Here is a 17,522-nt window from a genome sequence, read left to right as displayed (position 1 = left end):
ATTTTTAAATGGTTACATTGTCACAATACCTAATTACTATTCAATATGAGACTTCCATGAATCACTGTAAATCAATGCTATTATCTCTGTCTTGCGTTCTTTCATTATCTGGATGTGCTAGCTATTCAGTTACCGAGCAAGAAATGACAGATTATCTTTCTAATGAAGTTCATGTTGAAAAATCTGTCGGTATTCCTGGTGTGCTTTATGCGCAAGTAAATGTTGAGGATGTTAACGTCACTATTGGCCGTGTAGATGCCAATCGAATTGCTGTTTATGCAAATACAACCGCTGATGTTGAGATCATGAATCAACTCACCCAGAATATGGCTTTATCTCTAGAGTTCAGTGCGATTCCTGAATACGATAAAAAAACAGGTGAAATTTATTTAAAAGCACTTAGATTAGAAAAATTTGAAGATCAAAATGGCGAGTTGCCGCAAGATATTGCTGCTCTTTTAAAGCCTGCGGTTTCAATTATTGGCTACGCACTTTCAAATGAACCTGCATATAAGCTCGATTCTAATAAGCTTAAAGAATCTTTTATTAAGTCTTCTGAACCTAATTTAGCTATAAAAAACAATAAGTTAGTGATTGAGTTATTTGATTAATTAAATACACGAAATTAAGTTATAGTGCATTAGGAGGAATGAAAAAAGCTCCTATTTCAGGAGCTCATGTAAGTCAGCCTTTAATGAAGAAACAGTTCGGCTAACCTTTTCTGTTTTTGACGCTTCACTAAGTAAATATTCGATGGTATCTGATAGCGTTGAATCTAAATCTTGTGCTCTTAATGAAAGCTTTTCCCATACTCGATAATCAAGATCTATGGATTTCTTGCGTGTATGTTCTTGTTCTGCATTAAAATGACGTTTACGTTTCGCTCTTATTGCTTGCTTAAGTTTATTTTCAAGATCTGGATTCATGTGTTTTTGAATCCACTCAAGCGCTTTCACGGGTTCATGTTCAAGTTTTACAAACTCATCAACCCACTTTTTTTGTTCACTTGAATCAATATAACAAGTAATCGATTCTCCCATACGGTGCTTATTGAACAAATACATCCATTTCCAACCAGCTTCTAGGTTTTCAAGTTGTTGGTATTTCATAATAAGTCACTCGTTATAAAAGAAAATGTTGGGTGACAGTGTAACCGTAGACACTGGTAAGTTCAATTAAATAACAGCAAATATGAGATTCTGATCTAATTGCTAATGTAAGCTCTGAAAAATCAGACGTTTTACATTATGTCATGTATAATCGATTTTATTTTTTAGTCATAAGTAAGCATGCAGTTAGTAGACACGCCATTTACAATTTCACCAAATTTCGCGCATATCGAAAACGATTTGAATAATGCACTCTTATCTGAAGTTCAAGACGCCTACTCTTTGCAACCTCGATTAGTTCAAGCACTGACGAATTTCTCTCAAATCAATGGCATTAATATACTTCAGCTAACCGCATTAGATAACCGAGTTTATCGTGAATATGCTGCTACATGGCTAAAGAATAATAGCAAGAACCGTGTTGATCAGGATACTGATGTACCAATCATTATTGCTGAAAGTGCATCTGAAGCAGAGCTATTTGGTATCTACCATAATAAATCTGACAATTTAGAATCAGGCTTACTTCAGCAAGCTAATGGTGGTTTTTTAATTATATCGCCAAGTATCTTACTTGCTAATCCATACTTATGGCCTAGATTAAAAAGCGTACTTCAAGGCAGTTCTATAACGATTCCTTCAAGTGATCTTAAATCACCTAAAGCAACAAACCACCAACTGTCTGTCGATGTAAAATTGCTCATCGTTGGTGACCGAGCTTTATTAGGTGAAATTGAACAGTTAGAACCCGACTTACTTGCCGGCATGTCAATGTACTCTGAGTACGAATTTGATACAAAAATATCAAGTGACAGCGTAACGGCTTACGTTCAACTCATTAATGCGATATTAACTGATAACGGACATTTACCATTAAATGATGGCCTATCGTTATTGCCATTATTAAAAGTTGGTGCGCGTGAGTGTGAAGATCAAACTCGATTAAACTTATGTTTAATTTGGCTAAACTCATTTTTGGCTCATGCTTCATTAGCTTCTGAGTCAAAAACAAGTGTTTGTGCCGCAGATTTTAATCGTGCTATTGAATCTAAATACTATATTGAATCTTATTTACCATCACGTGCGTTAGACGATATTCTTGAAAACAATATTCTTATTGAAACACAAGGTGAAAAAGTTGGCCAAATTAACGGGCTAACCGTCGTATCTGTTCCAGGACACCCTATTTCTTATGGTGAAGCTTCACGCATTTCTTGTGTTGTACATACTGGTGATGGTGAACTATCTGATGTTGAACGCAAAGTGGAACTTGGTGGTAATATTCATGCTAAAGGCATGTTGATCATGCAAGCTTATATCTTAAGCCAACTTGATTCTCGTGAACCTTTACCTTTTACCGCTTCAATGGTATTTGAACAATCTTATTGTGAAGTTGATGGCGACAGCGCTAGCTTAGCTGAACTGTGCGCATTATTAAGTGCCCTATCAATTAAACCAATAACTCAGAGTATCGCCATTACAGGTTCGGTTGATCAGTTTGGTTCTGCTCAGCCTATTGGCGGTGTTAACGAAAAAATTGAGGCCTTTTACCAGTTATGCCAAAAACGTGGGTTAACTGGTGAACAAGGTGTTATTATCCCAGCAACAAATGGAATTAATCTTGTACTTTCCGATGATGTCGTTCAAGCTGTAGAAGATAACTTATTTACTATCTACCCTGTAAATAACGTTGAAGAAGCAGTTGAGATTTTATTGGGATTACCTTTACAGTCAGAAGAACATGAGTCTGTTTTCTCTTTAATTGCTCAACATATTGAAGATGTTGAACATCATCCAACTCATTGTTCCGCTTTATTATGTCGAATTAAACACTGGTTTAACCAGCGCTGATCCGACTTGATATGAGTACAAGTGTTAGCTAGAATTTCTGCAACTTATTTAGGAGTAATACTTTAATGCAAAACAAACCTAGTTCTTATGATCGCGAAGATTTACTAGCATCAAGCCGTGGCGAATTATTTGGCCCAAATGGTCCACAACTACCAGCACCAAACATGCTAATGATGGATCGTATCCCTCTGATGTCTGAAACTGAAGGCGCATTTGGTAAAGGTAAAGTGATCGCAGAGTTAGATATTACTCCAGATCTTTGGTTCTTTGATTGTCACTTCCCTGGCGACCCAGTAATGCCTGGTTGTCTTGGCCTTGATGCTATGTGGCAATTAGTTGGTTTCTTCCTTGGCTGGATTGGCGGCGAAGGTAAAGGTCGTGCTTTAGGTGTGGGTGAAGTTAAATTCACAGGCCAAGTACTTCCTACTGCGAAAAAAGTAACTTACGAAATCGATTTCAAACGCGTTATCAACCGTAAACTGGTTATGGGCCTTGCTGATGGTCGTGTACTTGTTGATGGAAAAGAAATCTATGTTGCAAAAGATCTTAAAGTTGGTCTTTTCCAGGATACATCTGCATTCTAATTAAATTATTCATTTAGAATGACTAAAAGCTAGCTTCGGGCTAGCTTTTTTATTGCCCTCATCAAACAAGTTATAGTGCGTTAGTGGTATTTTGTAACTAACATTACCTACTCTAAATACTAATTTTTCATAAACTCTAGAAAAAATTAAAGCCTCATCTAGAGGCTTTAATTTTAAAATTCTTTTTATTTTATGGGTTTACTTAAACAAACCGGACTGTTTGTCGTCTCTTGCGTCCCGCCAGCCTCCCAGCCAACATGAACGAGCATCCATTGATTGATACGGGCAATGCTCTGATGAGCGGCCATTTAAGCCTGCTTTATACCCTTGTGATTGTGCTCGCTCTAAACGGTCACGCTTTTGTCTCTTCATAGTTCAGTCCTCATAGATGGAAAGCATGTTGCTTCATAAATGTACTACTTTACTACTTCACCCTTTTATTTAGTTAGGGTTCATCATGAACATTTCATGATGACAATATTAAGAATCGACTAATTTTGTGTGTTTTTCAAGTATAAAAAAAGCCTGAAGCCACATAATGTGACTTCAGGCTTAATCTTATTAATTAAGTTTTATTTAATTCGTTTACGCATGAAACCAAATAAACCTAGTATGGTCAAAGCACCAAAGCCTAAACCAGCACCTTGACGTTCAGTCGCTGTACTATCATAGCTACGGGGCTGTATTGCTGAAGCATCAGCCCCTGCAATTGGAACTAACTTAACCGCCACAACTTTTTCAGTTCCATTGCCATCTCCACAATATGCGTTATGTGATGTAGAGTCATAACCACCAGAACACTTCACCGCTGTTGCTGAGATAACGCCAGCATCATTGATGTCACTGGCATCATAGATACGATATTGGTTGTTGTTACTGCTTTCAGAACCACCGTTTGTTAGATCATCAAGAAGCCAAGCTTTATTTTTAAATATCGCTCTTCTAGCAGTAATTGCTGTTTCTTCTGAAGAATCTGTTTTAGGTGTCATGCCATACGGGTAAATAAATGCACGTTGACGACGCTGCTTACCATCGTATTCACGGTGGTTTTCAGAATCGATGCGACCAACTATTTCATTGAAATTATTAATACCACCCATTTCACCACCAGCACCATCAAAGAAGATACCACCGTAGAAGAATGAAGCATTAATTGAACTTGCTGATGCATCAGGAACAATGAACAAACGATTCGATGCGGCACCATTTTGCGGGAAGCCACCAGATCGTTTAGCTTGGCCAACCACAACTAAGTTTTTATTAATATTGGTCGCTACTGAATTAGAGTTGATGTTATCACCACTAATATCAACTTGAGCATTATAAATTAATGCTGAGCTCCAAGTAGCAGAAGTCGGTGTCGCTGAATTACCTATAAAAATAGTCGCATTCATATGCTGATCGCTGTAGTTATTATAACCTACGCCATAAGTCTTACCACCAGCACTATCAATATAGAAATCACGCATACTGCCTTGTGCGTAATAATCTCCATCAACTTCATATCCACCAGCCCTTGGAATCGATACAAAACCTGAAGCACTCCAAATAGCTGGCGCTGATGAGTAATAATAACGCTCACCACTTATACCACTCTTAGATGAAGTGCTACCAACCGTATACGTTCCATCACTAGCCCAGGCTCGAGATTGAGCTTTTGATGTTAAGGTAGAATTTGTTACTGCAGAAAAAGCTTCATTACGCTTACTTGAAGTACTAAAGTTACCAACTGGCTGGCCACTAGGATCCAATGAGTTAATAACAGTATTAATTGCACCAGATGGTTTTTCAGCACTACCTTCAATAAATGCTAATGAATTAGGTGTATTACTGCTATACGTCTCGTTGTACCAACTAGACCAACGATCAGAAGCCCAGTATTCACACGTTGCATAACCTAATTGATAAAAACAGTAGTCTTCAAAACCATCATAATCATCTTCAATATAGCCAAATGAGTTATCCATTGCGAAAGGAACTTCTTCACGATATGAAAAACCATCAGGACGATTACGAGTTTCGCCTGCTAATTTATACCCCTCACATGTTGCAGATATAGCTCCTGAATCAAAACAACTTGCATCATTTCCAGATGGCTGAATTGCAGTTCCATACGCTTCATTACCAGTAACACCTGGAGCTACTTCCACCACTTTATAAAGTGCTGCTTGCGCAGGAAGCGCAGCAGACACCAAAACAGCTAATGTGGTTAATTGTAATTTACTACTCATTTAACTTCCTATTGTAGAGCTTCAAGTTCTTCCCAACGCTCGAATGCCACTTCCAACTCTTGCTCTGCTTGAGCCAAGCGAGCCAATACAGGTTCAGTTACCTTAGGCTCTTGTTGGAAGAAAGTTGCGTCGTTCACTTTCTCTTGAAGTTCTGTAATTTCGTTTTCTAGTTTCTCTAAAAGTTCAGGTAGCTGTTCAAGCTCACGCTGCAACTTATAAGATAATTTCTTTGGTTTCGCTTGCACTGCTGTTTCTTTAACTTCAACAGTTTCAGGCTTCTTCTTGGTTACTTTAGGTGCCATTGCATCACGAGCGGCCTGTACATTAGCACGTTGTTGCTGTGCATCGTGATAACCACCTACGAATTCTTCGATCTGGCCCTCACCTTCGAAGATCCAACTTGTCGTAACTGTGTTATCAACAAACTGACGGTCATGGCTTACTAATAATAACGTACCCTGATAATTGGCAAGTAATTCTTCTAAAAGTTCCAATGTTTCGATATCTAAATCATTGGTTGGTTCATCAAGAATCAATAAATTATTAGGACGAAGGAATAAACGAGCAAGTAATAAACGGTTTTTCTCACCACCAGACAATGCTTTAACTGGTTGACGAGCACGTTTTGGAGAGAATAAGAAATCTTGTAAATAACTTAATGCATGACGCTCACGGCCACCAACAGTGACTTCTTGCTTACCATCGGCTAAGTTATCAATTACCGTTTTTTCAGGATCTAACGCTTCACGGTATTGGTCAAAGTACGCCACTTCTAACTTAGTACCACAATGCAAACGGCCTGAGTCAGGTTGTAATTGATCAAGCATCAGTTTTAATAATGTACTCTTACCACAGCCATTTGGACCAATTAAAGCGATACGGTCACCACGCATGACATTAAAGCTGAAGTTTTTAACAATTGTCTTACCTTCAATAGCGTAATTAATCTTTTCTGCTTCAAATACAATCTTGCCTGAACGACTTGATTCATCCACTTGAATGTTCGCTTTACCCATTACTTCACGACGTTCTGAACGCTCGCGACGTAATTGTTTTAAAGCACGCACACGCCCTTCATTACGAGTACGACGCGCTTTAATACCTTCACGGATCCATGCTTCTTCTTGAGCCAGCACTTTATCAAATTGGGCATTCTGCTCTGCTTCTACACGCAGCATCTCTTCTTTCGCAAGTAAATAACCTTCATAATCACCAGGGAAAGAAGATAATTGCCCACGATCCAAGTCAACAATACGTGTCGCCATTGATTGAATGAATGCACGGTCATGCGAAATAAAGATAATTGAACCTTTAAAGTCCTTTAAGAAAGTTTCAAGCCATTCAATCGTTGTCACATCTAAGTGGTTCGTCGGTTCATCAAGAAGAAGAACATCAGGATTAGAAACTAAAGCACGAGCCAGTGCTGCTTTACGCTGCCAACCACCAGATAAATCCGTTAAAAGTGTATGACCATCCAGTTTTAATGATTCAAGTACCGATTTAATACGCGTATCAAAGTGCCAAGCACCTAAGTGATCAATTTTTTCTTGAGCACGAGAAAGCTTATTAATGTTTGATTCGCTTGGGTCAGTCTCTAGTAGATCAAGCAAACGGTGATATTCTTTTAAATATTCACCCGCTTCTGCTAATCCTTCAGAAACGTAGTCAAAAACCGTTCCCGCTTCATTTCGAGGTGGATCTTGTTCTAAACGTGAAACCACCACATCTTGATTAATTTGCAATTTGCCGTCATCCATAATGATGTCACCAGCAATTACCTTCATAAGCGTCGATTTACCCGCACCATTGCGGCCAACCAAACAAACACGCTCATTTTCTTGTAAAGCGAAATCAGATTTATCTAATAACGGATGATCGCCAAAAGCCAGTTGTCCGTTATTAATTGTAAGTAATGCCATTATCTTCTAACCAATTCTTTAGTTGTGATGCATCAAAGGGCCAATTTAGCTCAGATAAGCCATTCGCCACTACAGGAATAGTGACACCGTAACGAGAGAAAAGCTCATCGTTAAATGCAATATCGACGGTATCCACTTGTTCCATATCTACACCCACCTCAACAAGCAAGTCAAACGCTTGCTCGCAAAGGTGGCAGCCTTCCGTGCTATAGAGAGTGATCATTATCTCTTAGTCTTCCTTGTGGGTAATAATCCAACAGTTATGGATATGCTTGTTACGAGCAAAATCAAGAGGCAAAGTTTGCTTAGAAATATTCTTCGCTTTAAGCCCTGCTTTCTCTAATGCCGCATCATCCATTTTGAAGTTACGTTTGTTGTTAGAGAATACAATAGTACCGTTCTCACGTAGCATACGTTTTAAGTTTTCAAGCAGCATAATGTGATCACGCTGTACATCAAACGTTTGTTCCATACGCTTAGAGTTAGAGAACGTTGGTGGATCGATAAAGATTAAATCGAATTCACCGTCCGCTTGTTGTAACCATTGTAAACAGTCAGCTTGCAAGAACTGGTGTTGTGTACCCGTCTGACCATTGGTATTCATGTTCTTCTGCGCCCACTCTAAGTAGGTACGAGACATATCAATCGTCATGGTAGATTTAGCACCACCACAAGCAGCGTGAACAGTTGCAGAACCTGTGTAAGCAAATAGGTTTAGGAAGTCTTTTCCTGCTGCCATTTCACCTAACATTTTACGAGTCAATTTATGATCTAAGAATAAACCGGTATCTAAGTAATCTTGTAGGTTAACAATCAGTTTTACACCGTACTCTTCAACATCAAAGTAACGAGATTTCTCTGCCAGTTTTTGATACTGATTTTTGCCTGATTGTTTTTGACGAACTTTTAAAATAACGTTATTTGTTTCAACACCCGTTACGAGAACCGTTGCACGGATCATATCCGTTAAACGACGACGCGCTTTATCTTCTGAAATCGTTTTTGGTGCCGCATATTCTTGAATGATGATGTAATCTTTATAAACATCAATTGCCGCGTTGTAATCAGGTAAGTCAGCATCGTAGATACGGTAACAATCTAACTTCTCTTTACGTGCCCATTTACCAATCTTGCCAATGTTCTTTTTAAGACGGTTCATGAACTCAGGAGCTACCTCAACACTTACCGCTTCTTTACGTTCAGCAGACTCAGTAATTGAGTAGTTTTTCTGAACACAAGGCAAAGCACCATTGTTCAGTTTAAATTGCTTATCTGCACGCATACGTAAACAAGCAAGTAGATCATCATTGCTTGAATAGATAGATGCCGTACAACCGCCAAATACTTCTTTTAATTGACGACCAAATTCGCTGTACAGTGCAATCAATGCAGGCTCTGTACTTAGACGCTCACCATAAGGAGGGTTACAAAGAATAACACCGTTTTCAAACCCTTCTGGACGCTCAACTTTGGTTGCATCGCCCACATCAAATGTAATTAAATCTTCAACACCTGCACGACGTGCGTTTTCACGAGCGGTTTGAATGACACGGTAATCACGATCAAAACCGTAGAAACGAGCATCTACTTTCTTAACGCCACGGCGACTCTTAACACGAGCCTCAGAACGAATCTCAGCCCAAAGCTCAGCATCAAAATCATTCAGTGCTTCAAAGCACCACTTCTCACGCTTAACACCAGGAGCCATTTCACATGCCATTAATGCCGCTTCAATCAGTAATGTACCTGAACCACACATTGGATCTAGTAGAGGTTTTGATTCATCCCATGTACTACGCATAACAAGTGCTGCAGCTAGTGTTTCACGAAGTGGTGCACGACCAGCCTCAGTACGGTAGCCACGTTGGTGCAAACCTGAACCCACTAAATCAAAGCCAAGAATCCCTTTCTCGCCTGATAAACGCATATGAACACGTAAGTCTGGTTCTACTTTACTGATGTTTGGACGTGGTAAGTCAGCCTTTGTAAAACGGTCAACAATCGCATCTTTTACTTTTAACGCACCGTACTGACTATTTCGAATCTCACGGTTAGTACCGTTAAAGTCCACCACTAACGTTTTATCAGCAGAGAAATAACTAGGCCAATTAATTGAAGAGGCACCTAGGTATAAGTCCATATCATCACGGACATCGAACTCAGAAAGAATTTGAATGAAACGTGAAGCAATACGGCTCCACAAACAACAACGATAAACGACCTCGATTGGCGCTTCGAATTTAACACCAGCGTGAACCACTTTTGGGTCAGTCACACCAAGTGCAATCAGTTCATCTGCAAGTAAGTTTTCAAGGCCTTTAGAAGTAATGGCTAAGTATTTTTTCATGGGATTCTTTTCGTTATTAAATTGCCTCGCATTATACATGAATCTATATGAAATAGGACATTTAGATAGCAGATAAATAACAACTCTTTTATCCACTTAATTTCTTTTAAAACAAAAGCTTATTAATCAAACAAGAGAGCAAACCCAAACTTTGTTTCCATAAAGAAACACAAAATAGAGCAATACCCGCCACCAAATCTGGACTATACCAGTTGGAATTTGGTCATGTAATTTACTTACAGAATGAAATAAAAAGGGAAAATAACAAGGAAAAAGCCTATTTCTAGACGTACTAAACTATTGTTCTGAGTGTTGTTTTTTTATACTTCTTGGCTCTAGGTCTCATTTTTAAGAGTTTAAATGTTGAGCGTTTTCATCGTAGCCTCTTTATGAAGCTTAAGTACCACGATTTAACTAGCCTATTTCAAGCAAACGATTGGATAGAAAAATACAACCCAATAAGACGGTATTTGGCCGTTCTATAGGTTTTATTAATCACTATTATTGAAGTGTCTTTTTTAAATTAGAGAGGAGTTGATATCAGTATCAAAGAAAGGAAACGTCGCTTTGCCTTAACCTACCATTGCATAGTATGAAGAGTTGACTACTTGCATTGGGGCCATACGGTCATGCATTACTTTAATTGGTTCACAAAACGCCATGTATTTAGTTGGATTTAGAGCAAATGCGTCCATATCCACTAACATACACATACTTGCACATTCGTAGTTCTCAACAATAATGAAGTGCCCTTCCCCTAAATCATTCTTAAGAGAGATAACTTCACCTTCTTCTGGAGCATAGCCTGCATCACTTTGAGTCTCAAAAAACCAGCTTTTAGGAAGCATAGGCTTATGAAAGCGTTTAGCTGCTACACAATTAAGAGCAAGCTCTACTTTACGAGGCTCAGATAGAGGGAGATAAGAAATGTGTTCAACGAACATTTGATAGGCAGATGCATCATCCACTGAGAACTTACATTCTGAAAATGCGCTTTCAACGAGAACTTTATGTGGCAGGTTTACACGAAAGACCATATCCATGCCCAAATCAAGCATTAGAGATTGTGCTTTATTATCGTAATACCAAGTCCATGTATCACTAGGTTTAAGCATTATGAATTCTCTCTTGAAAATGGGAAAAATCCCGTGCCAGCCAAATATCAATGGATGCAATTTTATAGCGAAAATTTCCGTCTGTTTTCGCGTAAAAAATTCATTGATGCAATTAACTGTTAATTTTACAAGAGGTTAGCAATAAAAAAAGGGGGAAATATTATTCTCCCCTTTGTTAAAATCACTTGTAATCAACTTACTGTTGAAATTTTAGCCTTAAATATTGTTAACAATATCTCGAACCAGACCTGGGCCTTTGTAAATAAAGCCAGAATAGACTTGAACTAGCTCTGCACCAGCAACCATCTTCTCTTTTGCTGCTACATAAGAGTCAATACCACCGACTCCAATAATTGGTAGGTTATCGCCAAGTAATTCTTTAAGACGACGAACAACTTCAGTACTACGTGTTTGAACAGGACGACCACTTAAGCCACCCATCTCTTCAGCATGCTTCATGCCTTCAACCATAGAACGATCTAATGTAGTGTTTGTTGCAATCACCCCATCAATTTTATATTTGATCAATGATTCTGCAATTTGTGTCAATTCATCGTCTTCTAGATCCGGAGCGATCTTAAGTGCAACAGGAACATACTTACCGTATTTCTCTGCTAACTCTTTTTGTTTCTCTTTTAATTGAGATAGAAGATCATCTAACGCTTCACCATATTGAAGAGTTCGAAGTCCTGGAGTATTTGGAGATGAAATGTTTATCGCAATATAACCTGCATATTGATATACCTTCTCCATACAGATTAAGTAATCTTCCGTGCCCTTTTCAATTGGCGTATCTTTGTTTTTCCCAATGTTAATGCCGATAACGCCATCGTATTTAGCTTTCTTAACGTTCTCAACAAGGTTATCTACGCCTAGGTTGTTAAAACCCATACGGTTAATAATACCTTCAGCTTCAATAAGACGGAACAAGCGTGGTTTATCATTACCAGATTGAGGACGAGGTGTTACAGTGCCGACTTCTACAAATCCAAAACCCATAGCGCCAAATGCTTCAATACATTCACCGTTTTTATCAAGGCCAGCTGCAAGGCCAACAGGATTTTTGAATTTAATACCCATCACTTCTACCGGTTTAGAAGCAAGGTTTTGACGATAGAAGATATCAAGAGGAGTGCCGTTGAAGCGTTTGAAATTTTGAATTGCTAGGTCATGTGCTTTTTCAGCATCAAGTTTGAAAATGCCAGCTCTGGCGATGCGATATAACATTGTAACTCCAAAATTAAGTCCCGTATAAACGGGGAGACATTATTCACTGATTTTATTCACAATTCAAACTTAATCGTACTTTATTCATAATTAATTATTGCAAACTGACATCTCACATTTATCAAAATTATTATATATTCATTCTTTCCGATTAAAAATGTAAGTAAATGAGAAAATTCTCGGGGTAATAAAAAAGGAAAGTGAATAAAAAATCACTTTCCTTATAGAAGAGCAAACGTTTGGCTTGCCCTATTTTAACCTATGCTTTTTTATCTTATTAAAGCAGAAGAACAACTCAAATTTAATAAGGTTAATTCTCTCAATGCGACTGAAAATTTAGCAAATTCGTGCACTGAACCGACCTTAAATTCATTCAAGATATTTTCCCAACGCTCAACAGAAGCAGCATTATTCAAACACCATTCTTCTATTGCATTTTCGATGCTTGTATCATCTTTATATTCAGCTAAAACCAGGGTCGTTAATTGACGTTGTTGCCAATCAAGATCTTCCCTAAATGATGCTCGAGCTAAGGCCTGCCAATGATTATCAACTCCTTGGTTGTTAATTTGTTTCAAGAACCAATGAAGCGATAATTTGTCACCTAATACATAGTATAAACGTGATGCGACAGACACTGGTTGCCCTGCTGCTTCTGCAACTTCTGAAATATCCATCGCTGAATATAAGCTACTTAAGCGTGCTAGCACATTGCCAAGTTCACAAGGAACCCCTAATTCAAAGTAATGATTAGCCTGCTCAATATGTTCCACCACCTCATCATTAACCAAATACCCATCGAGATTCACTTTAATATCATCAACCGCTGATTTGTATTTTTCGATAAGCGATTGAATAGACATGTTTTGAGAGCCATTACGCAATAACCATCGAGTAACACGACGAATTGTACGGCGCATTGCAAAGAAGGCTTCATATTGTGCTTCCGTTGTCGCTGTATTATCCAGCTCTCGAATTTGCTTAAATAAATCACCAAATTCAAAGATAGCTCGAGTTGCGGCATACGCATTAGCAATATCAGTGACAGCGTAACCTGTTTCTTCTTGTAGACGAGTGATAAAATTGCACCCCATCTCGTTAACCATCTGATTGGCTAGACACGTCGCAATAATCTCTGAACGTAATGGGTGGTTATCCATTGCAGCTTTATAGTTACGTTGTAACTCAGTTGGGAAATACATTGTTAATAAATCAGCATGATACGGATTATTTGCGATTTCATCACAAGCTAGCTGATCTTTTAATACCATTTTTCCGTAGGCAACAAGAACAGAAAGCTCTGGACGAGTTAATGCCTGCCCCATTTTCTCACGCTCAATTAAAGTTTCATCGTCTGGAATAAACTCTAAAGCACGATCTAACTTACCTTGTTTTTCCAAGTGGTGAATAAAGCGGATCTGCTCTTTCACCAATGATGTACCTTGTTGCTCTGTTACAGAGATCGATTCAGACTGACAATACGCATCATCAAGAACAATTTCACCGACTTCATCTTCCATTTTCTCAAGAAGTACGTTGCGTTGTTTATAAGTAAGATCACCATTAGCCACTAAGCCATTCAGTAAGATCTTAATGTTTACTTCATTATCAGAACAATCAACCCCACCAACATTATCAACAAAATCGGTGTTAACTCGACCACCTTTTAGTGCATATTCAATACGCCCTAATTGAGTCATGCCTAAGTTACCACCCTCGCCAACCACTTTAGCATTTAGCTCTGAGCCATTGATACGTAAGGCATCGTTAGCACGGTCACCAACATCAACACTGGTTTCTTTACTGGATTTAACGTAAGTACCAATCCCACCGTTCCATAACAGATCAACGTCCATTTTTAAGATCATCTGAATAAGATCATTTGGAGCAAGAGATTGCTTGCGAGTACCTAACATTTTCTGAATTTCAGGAGAAAGTTCGATCGATTTCGCTCGGCGAGAGAAAATACCACCGCCTTGAGAGATCAATGATTTGTTGTAGTCTTCCCAACTCGATCCCTGAAGCTCAAATAAACGCTTACGCTCTGGCCAAGTCAATTCAGAATTAGGGTTTGGATCGATAAAGATATGTAAATGGTTAAATGCGGCTTGTAATCGAATGTGTTTTGATAAAAGCATACCATTACCAAACACATCACCAGCCATATCGCCAACACCAATGGCTGTAAAATCCGTTGTTTGACAATCAATTCCCATTTCACGGAAATGACGTTTTACCGATTCCCAAGCCCCTTTTGCCGTAATACCCATGGCTTTATGGTCATAACCATTAGAACCACCGGAAGCAAATGCATCCCCTAACCAGAAGTTATACTCTTCTGATACTGAGTTTGCTAAATCAGAAAAGGTTGCCGTACCTTTATCTGCTGCAACAACCAAATACGGATCATCGTCGTCATGGCGAACAACATTAGATGGAGGAACCACCTCGCCTTCAATAATATTGTCAGATACATCCAATAACGCTCGAATGAATTGTTTATAGCAACGTTGACCTTCAGCAAAGATATCTTCACGAGTCGTAAAGTTATGCTGTTTCTTACAAACAAAACCGCCTTTTGCACCAACAGGAACAATAACCGTATTTTTAACTTGTTGTGCTTTAACTAAGCCAAGCACTTCGGTTCGGAAATCTTCTTGTCTATCAGACCAGCGTAATCCACCACGAGCTACCTTTCCACCACGTAAATGCACACCTTCAATATCTGGCGCATAAACGAAAATTTCATACGCAGGTACTGGTGCTGGGATTTCAGGAATATTTGATGGTTGCATCTTTAACGATAACCAAGGCTTAGCTTGCCCATCTTCTGCAGTTTGATAGTAGTTGGTACGTAACGTCGCAACGATCATTTCTACATAACGGCGAATAATACGATCATCATCTAGACTCTCTACTTTATCCAAGCTTGAATAAATTGCATCTAGTTGTTTTTGTTCTTTTTTATCAGACCAATTCGATTTAGGATCAAAGCGAAGTTCAAACAGTTTAACCACAGAAACCGCTAAATCAGTGTGGGTTGATAATGTATCTTCAATATATTGCTGACTAAATGGGAAGCCAACTTGACGCATATAACGCGCATAAGCACGTAAAATAGTCACTTCGCGGCCAGATAAACCAGCACCTAAAACCAATCGGTTAAAACCATCACTCTCTAATTGACCGTTCCAAATCTGAGCAAACGCTTCTTGAAAACGATCACGAGCTTGACGAAGATCCACCTCAGCAGATCCATTATGAATCATCGAGAAATCTAAGATCCAATCAACCGATCCATCACTCTTTTTCACCGCATAAGGTGACTCTCCAATAACTCGTAACCCTAGGTTTTCAAGCATTGGCATCACATCAGATAAGTGAATGGGTTCATCACGATGGAACAATTTTAATTTAACGTTAGCTGACCCTTTCTTCTCTTCTTGTGGACGATAGAAAAGCATACCTAATTTGTTATCATCGTTTAGCAGTTCTAATCTTTCAATATCCGCAACCGCTGAGCCTGGTAATGTTGCTTCTTTATACGAGCGAGGAAAAGCACGTTGATACTGTTTAGCTATTGCCGTTCCTTTACTCTCACCTAAATTAGCAACAATCACATCACAAAGACGATCATCCCATGTTGAAGCGGCTTCCATTAGATTATTTTCAATGTCTTTCACATTAATATCGCCATTATTATTATCGACACGAACGATGTAATGCGTTCTTGCTAACGCACTTTCAGAGAAGAAAGTCGTAAACTCAACTTCTTGTTTTGAGCCAAAATAATTTCGTAATATACGTTGAGTTTGTCGACGTAACTCTGTGTTATAACGCTCTTTGGTAACATACACCATGCATGAGAAAAAGCGTCCGAATGGATCACGACGGACAAACAATCGTAATAAATCACGATCTTGCATTTTTACCACACCCACGCCAACTTCAAGCATTTCTTCTTCATTGGCTTGGAATAATTCATCTCGTGGGTACGTTTCTAGAATATTATGCAAAGCTTTATAAGAGTGTGAACCCTTAATGTATTTGCTCGCATCCAAGATACGTTCAACTTTGTTACTCAATAATGGAATGTTTGAAACGCTTTGGTTATATGCAGTTGACGTATAAAGACCTGTAAAGCGATGTTCGCCTATTACTTTTCCTTCTTTATTTAAACGTTTGATGCCGATGTAATCAGTATAAGCAGGACGGTGAATTCGTGATTTGGTGTTTGATTTGGTAAGAATAAGAAGATCTGATTTCTTTGCTGCAGCTCGTGCAGAAGATGGCATTTCGGAAAGCTTTGTCGTATGAATTCGTGACGCTAACGAGAACAGCCCTAACCCTTCTTCTTGGGTTGGAACTAACTCATGATCACCTTCTACCGCTTGTAAATCAAAGTTCTTATAACCCATTAAAGTGAAGTTGTGATTTTTAAGCCAAGAAAGAAATGAAATGGCTTCATCTATCTCTTCTTTTACTATTGGTAAATCTGACGTTTTTAACTCTTCAATTACATCTGTCAATTTATCTGACATCGGTTTCCATTGATTCACAACCCGATGAATATCTTGCAGAACAATAAGTAATTCATTTTGAAGCCTTTCCATTTCAACCTTGTCATTTAAATGATCAACTTCAAAATGAAATAGAGTTTGCTGCATCTCAGCATTACTCTCACAAACTGAAATGATCTCGCCGCTTTCGTTACGGCCAAAACAATGCGGTCCATGGAGCATAAAATGGCTCGTCATATCTAAACGAGCTAAAGCCATTTTTACGGAATCAACTAGAAATGGACTATCTGGTGTGACAATCTCAACTACAGTATGTGTTGATTGCCACCCATCTTGACTGAGTTTTGGATTAAAAACACGAACCGAAATATCTGACATATTAACATCAGATAAATGGTTCCAAAGACTGAGTGTTGCACCATACATATCTGATTCATTGCGTTGCAGTAAATCGTCATTATCAATGTTGGCAAATAAACGCTGAGCAAGTTGCGTTATTAGGGATTGTTGAGGCATTTCAAGCTTTTCAGCAATAAGAGCGTACACTTTCTCAAGTAGTACAGGAACAATAGGATCACGCGTCGTCATAAAGCGAATGCTCCGTTTTTTATGATTAGTA

12 protein-coding genes are annotated in these 17,522 nt (G+C 38.6%); 3 read left to right on the top strand and 9 right to left on the bottom strand.

What is annotated here, in order from left to right; all coding sequences use genetic code 11:
• The first annotated feature begins 56 nt into the window (after window positions 1-56).
• Window positions 57-611: a DUF1439 domain-containing protein gene (locus tag AVFI_RS06680; protein WP_054775390.1), complete on the top strand. Its 555-nt coding sequence runs from the start codon at window positions 57-59 to the stop codon at window positions 609-611.
• A 51-nt stretch (window positions 612-662) separates the two neighbouring features.
• Here AVFI_RS06680 and matP read toward each other — a convergent pair whose 3' ends face one another.
• Window positions 663-1,109 carry a macrodomain Ter protein MatP gene (gene matP, locus AVFI_RS06675; protein WP_011261898.1) on the bottom strand — a complete coding sequence of 149 codons (447 nt, stop codon included), beginning with the start codon at window positions 1,107-1,109 and terminating at the stop codon, window positions 663-665.
• Window positions 1,110-1,289: 180 nt separating this feature from the next.
• On the opposite strand from matP, the gene AVFI_RS06670 reads away from it, so the two are divergent.
• Together AVFI_RS06670 and fabA are read left to right on the top strand one after the other, a co-directional pair.
• Window positions 1,290-2,960 carry an AAA family ATPase gene (locus AVFI_RS06670; protein WP_188863432.1) on the top strand — a complete coding sequence of 557 codons (1,671 nt, stop codon included), beginning with the start codon at window positions 1,290-1,292 and terminating at the stop codon, window positions 2,958-2,960.
• 65 nt (window positions 2,961-3,025) lie between these two features.
• Complete coding sequence (fabA, locus tag AVFI_RS06665; protein ID WP_005419215.1) at window positions 3,026-3,544, top strand: bifunctional 3-hydroxydecanoyl-ACP dehydratase/trans-2-decenoyl-ACP isomerase; 519 nt, start codon at window positions 3,026-3,028, stop codon at window positions 3,542-3,544.
• 198 nt (window positions 3,545-3,742) lie between these two features.
• On the opposite strand, the gene rmf is transcribed toward fabA, so the two are convergent.
• The 8 genes from rmf to AVFI_RS06625 form a co-directional block, all read right to left on the bottom strand.
• Window positions 3,743-3,916, bottom strand: coding sequence for a ribosome modulation factor (gene rmf / locus AVFI_RS06660; protein ID WP_005419214.1), 174 nt, complete (start codon window positions 3,914-3,916; stop codon window positions 3,743-3,745).
• Window positions 3,917-4,116: 200 nt separating this feature from the next.
• On the bottom strand, window positions 4,117-5,775 hold the full coding sequence (locus AVFI_RS06655) for a DUF3466 family protein (RefSeq protein ID WP_054775389.1): 1,659 nt from the start codon (window positions 5,773-5,775) through the stop codon (window positions 4,117-4,119).
• A gap of 8 nt (window positions 5,776-5,783) precedes the next feature.
• A complete protein-coding gene (locus AVFI_RS06650) occupies window positions 5,784-7,694 on the bottom strand; it encodes an ABC transporter ATP-binding protein (RefSeq protein WP_011261895.1) in 1,911 nt (636 codons plus the stop codon).
• Window positions 7,675-7,917, bottom strand: a complete 243-nt coding sequence (locus AVFI_RS06645) for a glutaredoxin family protein (RefSeq protein WP_005419207.1) — start codon at window positions 7,915-7,917, stop codon at window positions 7,675-7,677. The genes AVFI_RS06650 and AVFI_RS06645 overlap by 20 nt, the downstream gene beginning before the upstream one ends.
• Before the next feature lie 6 nt (window positions 7,918-7,923).
• Window positions 7,924-10,041, bottom strand: a complete 2,118-nt coding sequence (rlmKL, locus tag AVFI_RS06640; protein ID WP_012534301.1) for a bifunctional 23S rRNA (guanine(2069)-N(7))-methyltransferase RlmK/23S rRNA (guanine(2445)-N(2))-methyltransferase RlmL — start codon at window positions 10,039-10,041, stop codon at window positions 7,924-7,926.
• Between the two features lie 572 nt (window positions 10,042-10,613).
• Window positions 10,614-11,156, bottom strand: a complete 543-nt coding sequence (locus AVFI_RS06635; RefSeq protein WP_012533854.1) for a cell division protein ZapC — start codon at window positions 11,154-11,156, stop codon at window positions 10,614-10,616.
• Between the two features lie 216 nt (window positions 11,157-11,372).
• Window positions 11,373-12,383, bottom strand: a complete 1,011-nt coding sequence (gene pyrD, locus AVFI_RS06630) for a quinone-dependent dihydroorotate dehydrogenase (RefSeq protein WP_005419204.1) — start codon at window positions 12,381-12,383, stop codon at window positions 11,373-11,375.
• A gap of 269 nt (window positions 12,384-12,652) precedes the next feature.
• Complete coding sequence (locus AVFI_RS06625) at window positions 12,653-17,491, bottom strand: NAD-glutamate dehydrogenase (RefSeq protein WP_065603192.1); 4,839 nt, start codon at window positions 17,489-17,491, stop codon at window positions 12,653-12,655.
• Between the last annotated feature and the right edge of the window lie 31 nt (window positions 17,492-17,522).

It is taken from the genome of Aliivibrio fischeri ATCC 7744 = JCM 18803 = DSM 507 (assembly GCF_023983475.1).
GTDB lineage: Bacteria > Pseudomonadota > Gammaproteobacteria > Enterobacterales > Vibrionaceae > Aliivibrio > Aliivibrio fischeri.
This window is presented reverse-complemented; position numbering and strand designations above follow the sequence as displayed.

Excerpts from the sequence above, each read along its gene's own strand:
- AVFI_RS06680 (WP_054775390.1), top strand. The coding sequence starts at position 57 with ATGAATCACTGTAAATCAATGCTATTATCTCTGTCTTGCGTTCTTTCA.
- matP (WP_011261898.1), bottom strand. The coding sequence starts at position 1,109 with ATGAAATACCAACAACTTGAAAACCTAGAAGCTGGTTGGAAATGGATG.
- AVFI_RS06670 (WP_188863432.1), top strand. The coding sequence starts at position 1,290 with ATGCAGTTAGTAGACACGCCATTTACAATTTCACCAAATTTCGCGCAT.
- fabA (WP_005419215.1), top strand. The coding sequence starts at position 3,026 with ATGCAAAACAAACCTAGTTCTTATGATCGCGAAGATTTACTAGCATCA.
- rmf (WP_005419214.1), bottom strand. The coding sequence starts at position 3,916 with ATGAAGAGACAAAAGCGTGACCGTTTAGAGCGAGCACAATCACAAGGG.
- AVFI_RS06655 (WP_054775389.1), bottom strand. The coding sequence starts at position 5,775 with ATGAGTAGTAAATTACAATTAACCACATTAGCTGTTTTGGTGTCTGCT.
- AVFI_RS06650 (WP_011261895.1), bottom strand. The coding sequence starts at position 7,694 with ATGGCATTACTTACAATTAATAACGGACAACTGGCTTTTGGCGATCAT.
- AVFI_RS06645 (WP_005419207.1), bottom strand. The coding sequence starts at position 7,917 with ATGATCACTCTCTATAGCACGGAAGGCTGCCACCTTTGCGAGCAAGCG.
- rlmKL (WP_012534301.1), bottom strand. The coding sequence starts at position 10,041 with ATGAAAAAATACTTAGCCATTACTTCTAAAGGCCTTGAAAACTTACTT.
- AVFI_RS06635 (WP_012533854.1), bottom strand. The coding sequence starts at position 11,156 with ATGCTTAAACCTAGTGATACATGGACTTGGTATTACGATAATAAAGCA.
- pyrD (WP_005419204.1), bottom strand. The coding sequence starts at position 12,383 with ATGTTATATCGCATCGCCAGAGCTGGCATTTTCAAACTTGATGCTGAA.
- AVFI_RS06625 (WP_065603192.1), bottom strand. The coding sequence starts at position 17,491 with ATGACGACGCGTGATCCTATTGTTCCTGTACTACTTGAGAAAGTGTAC.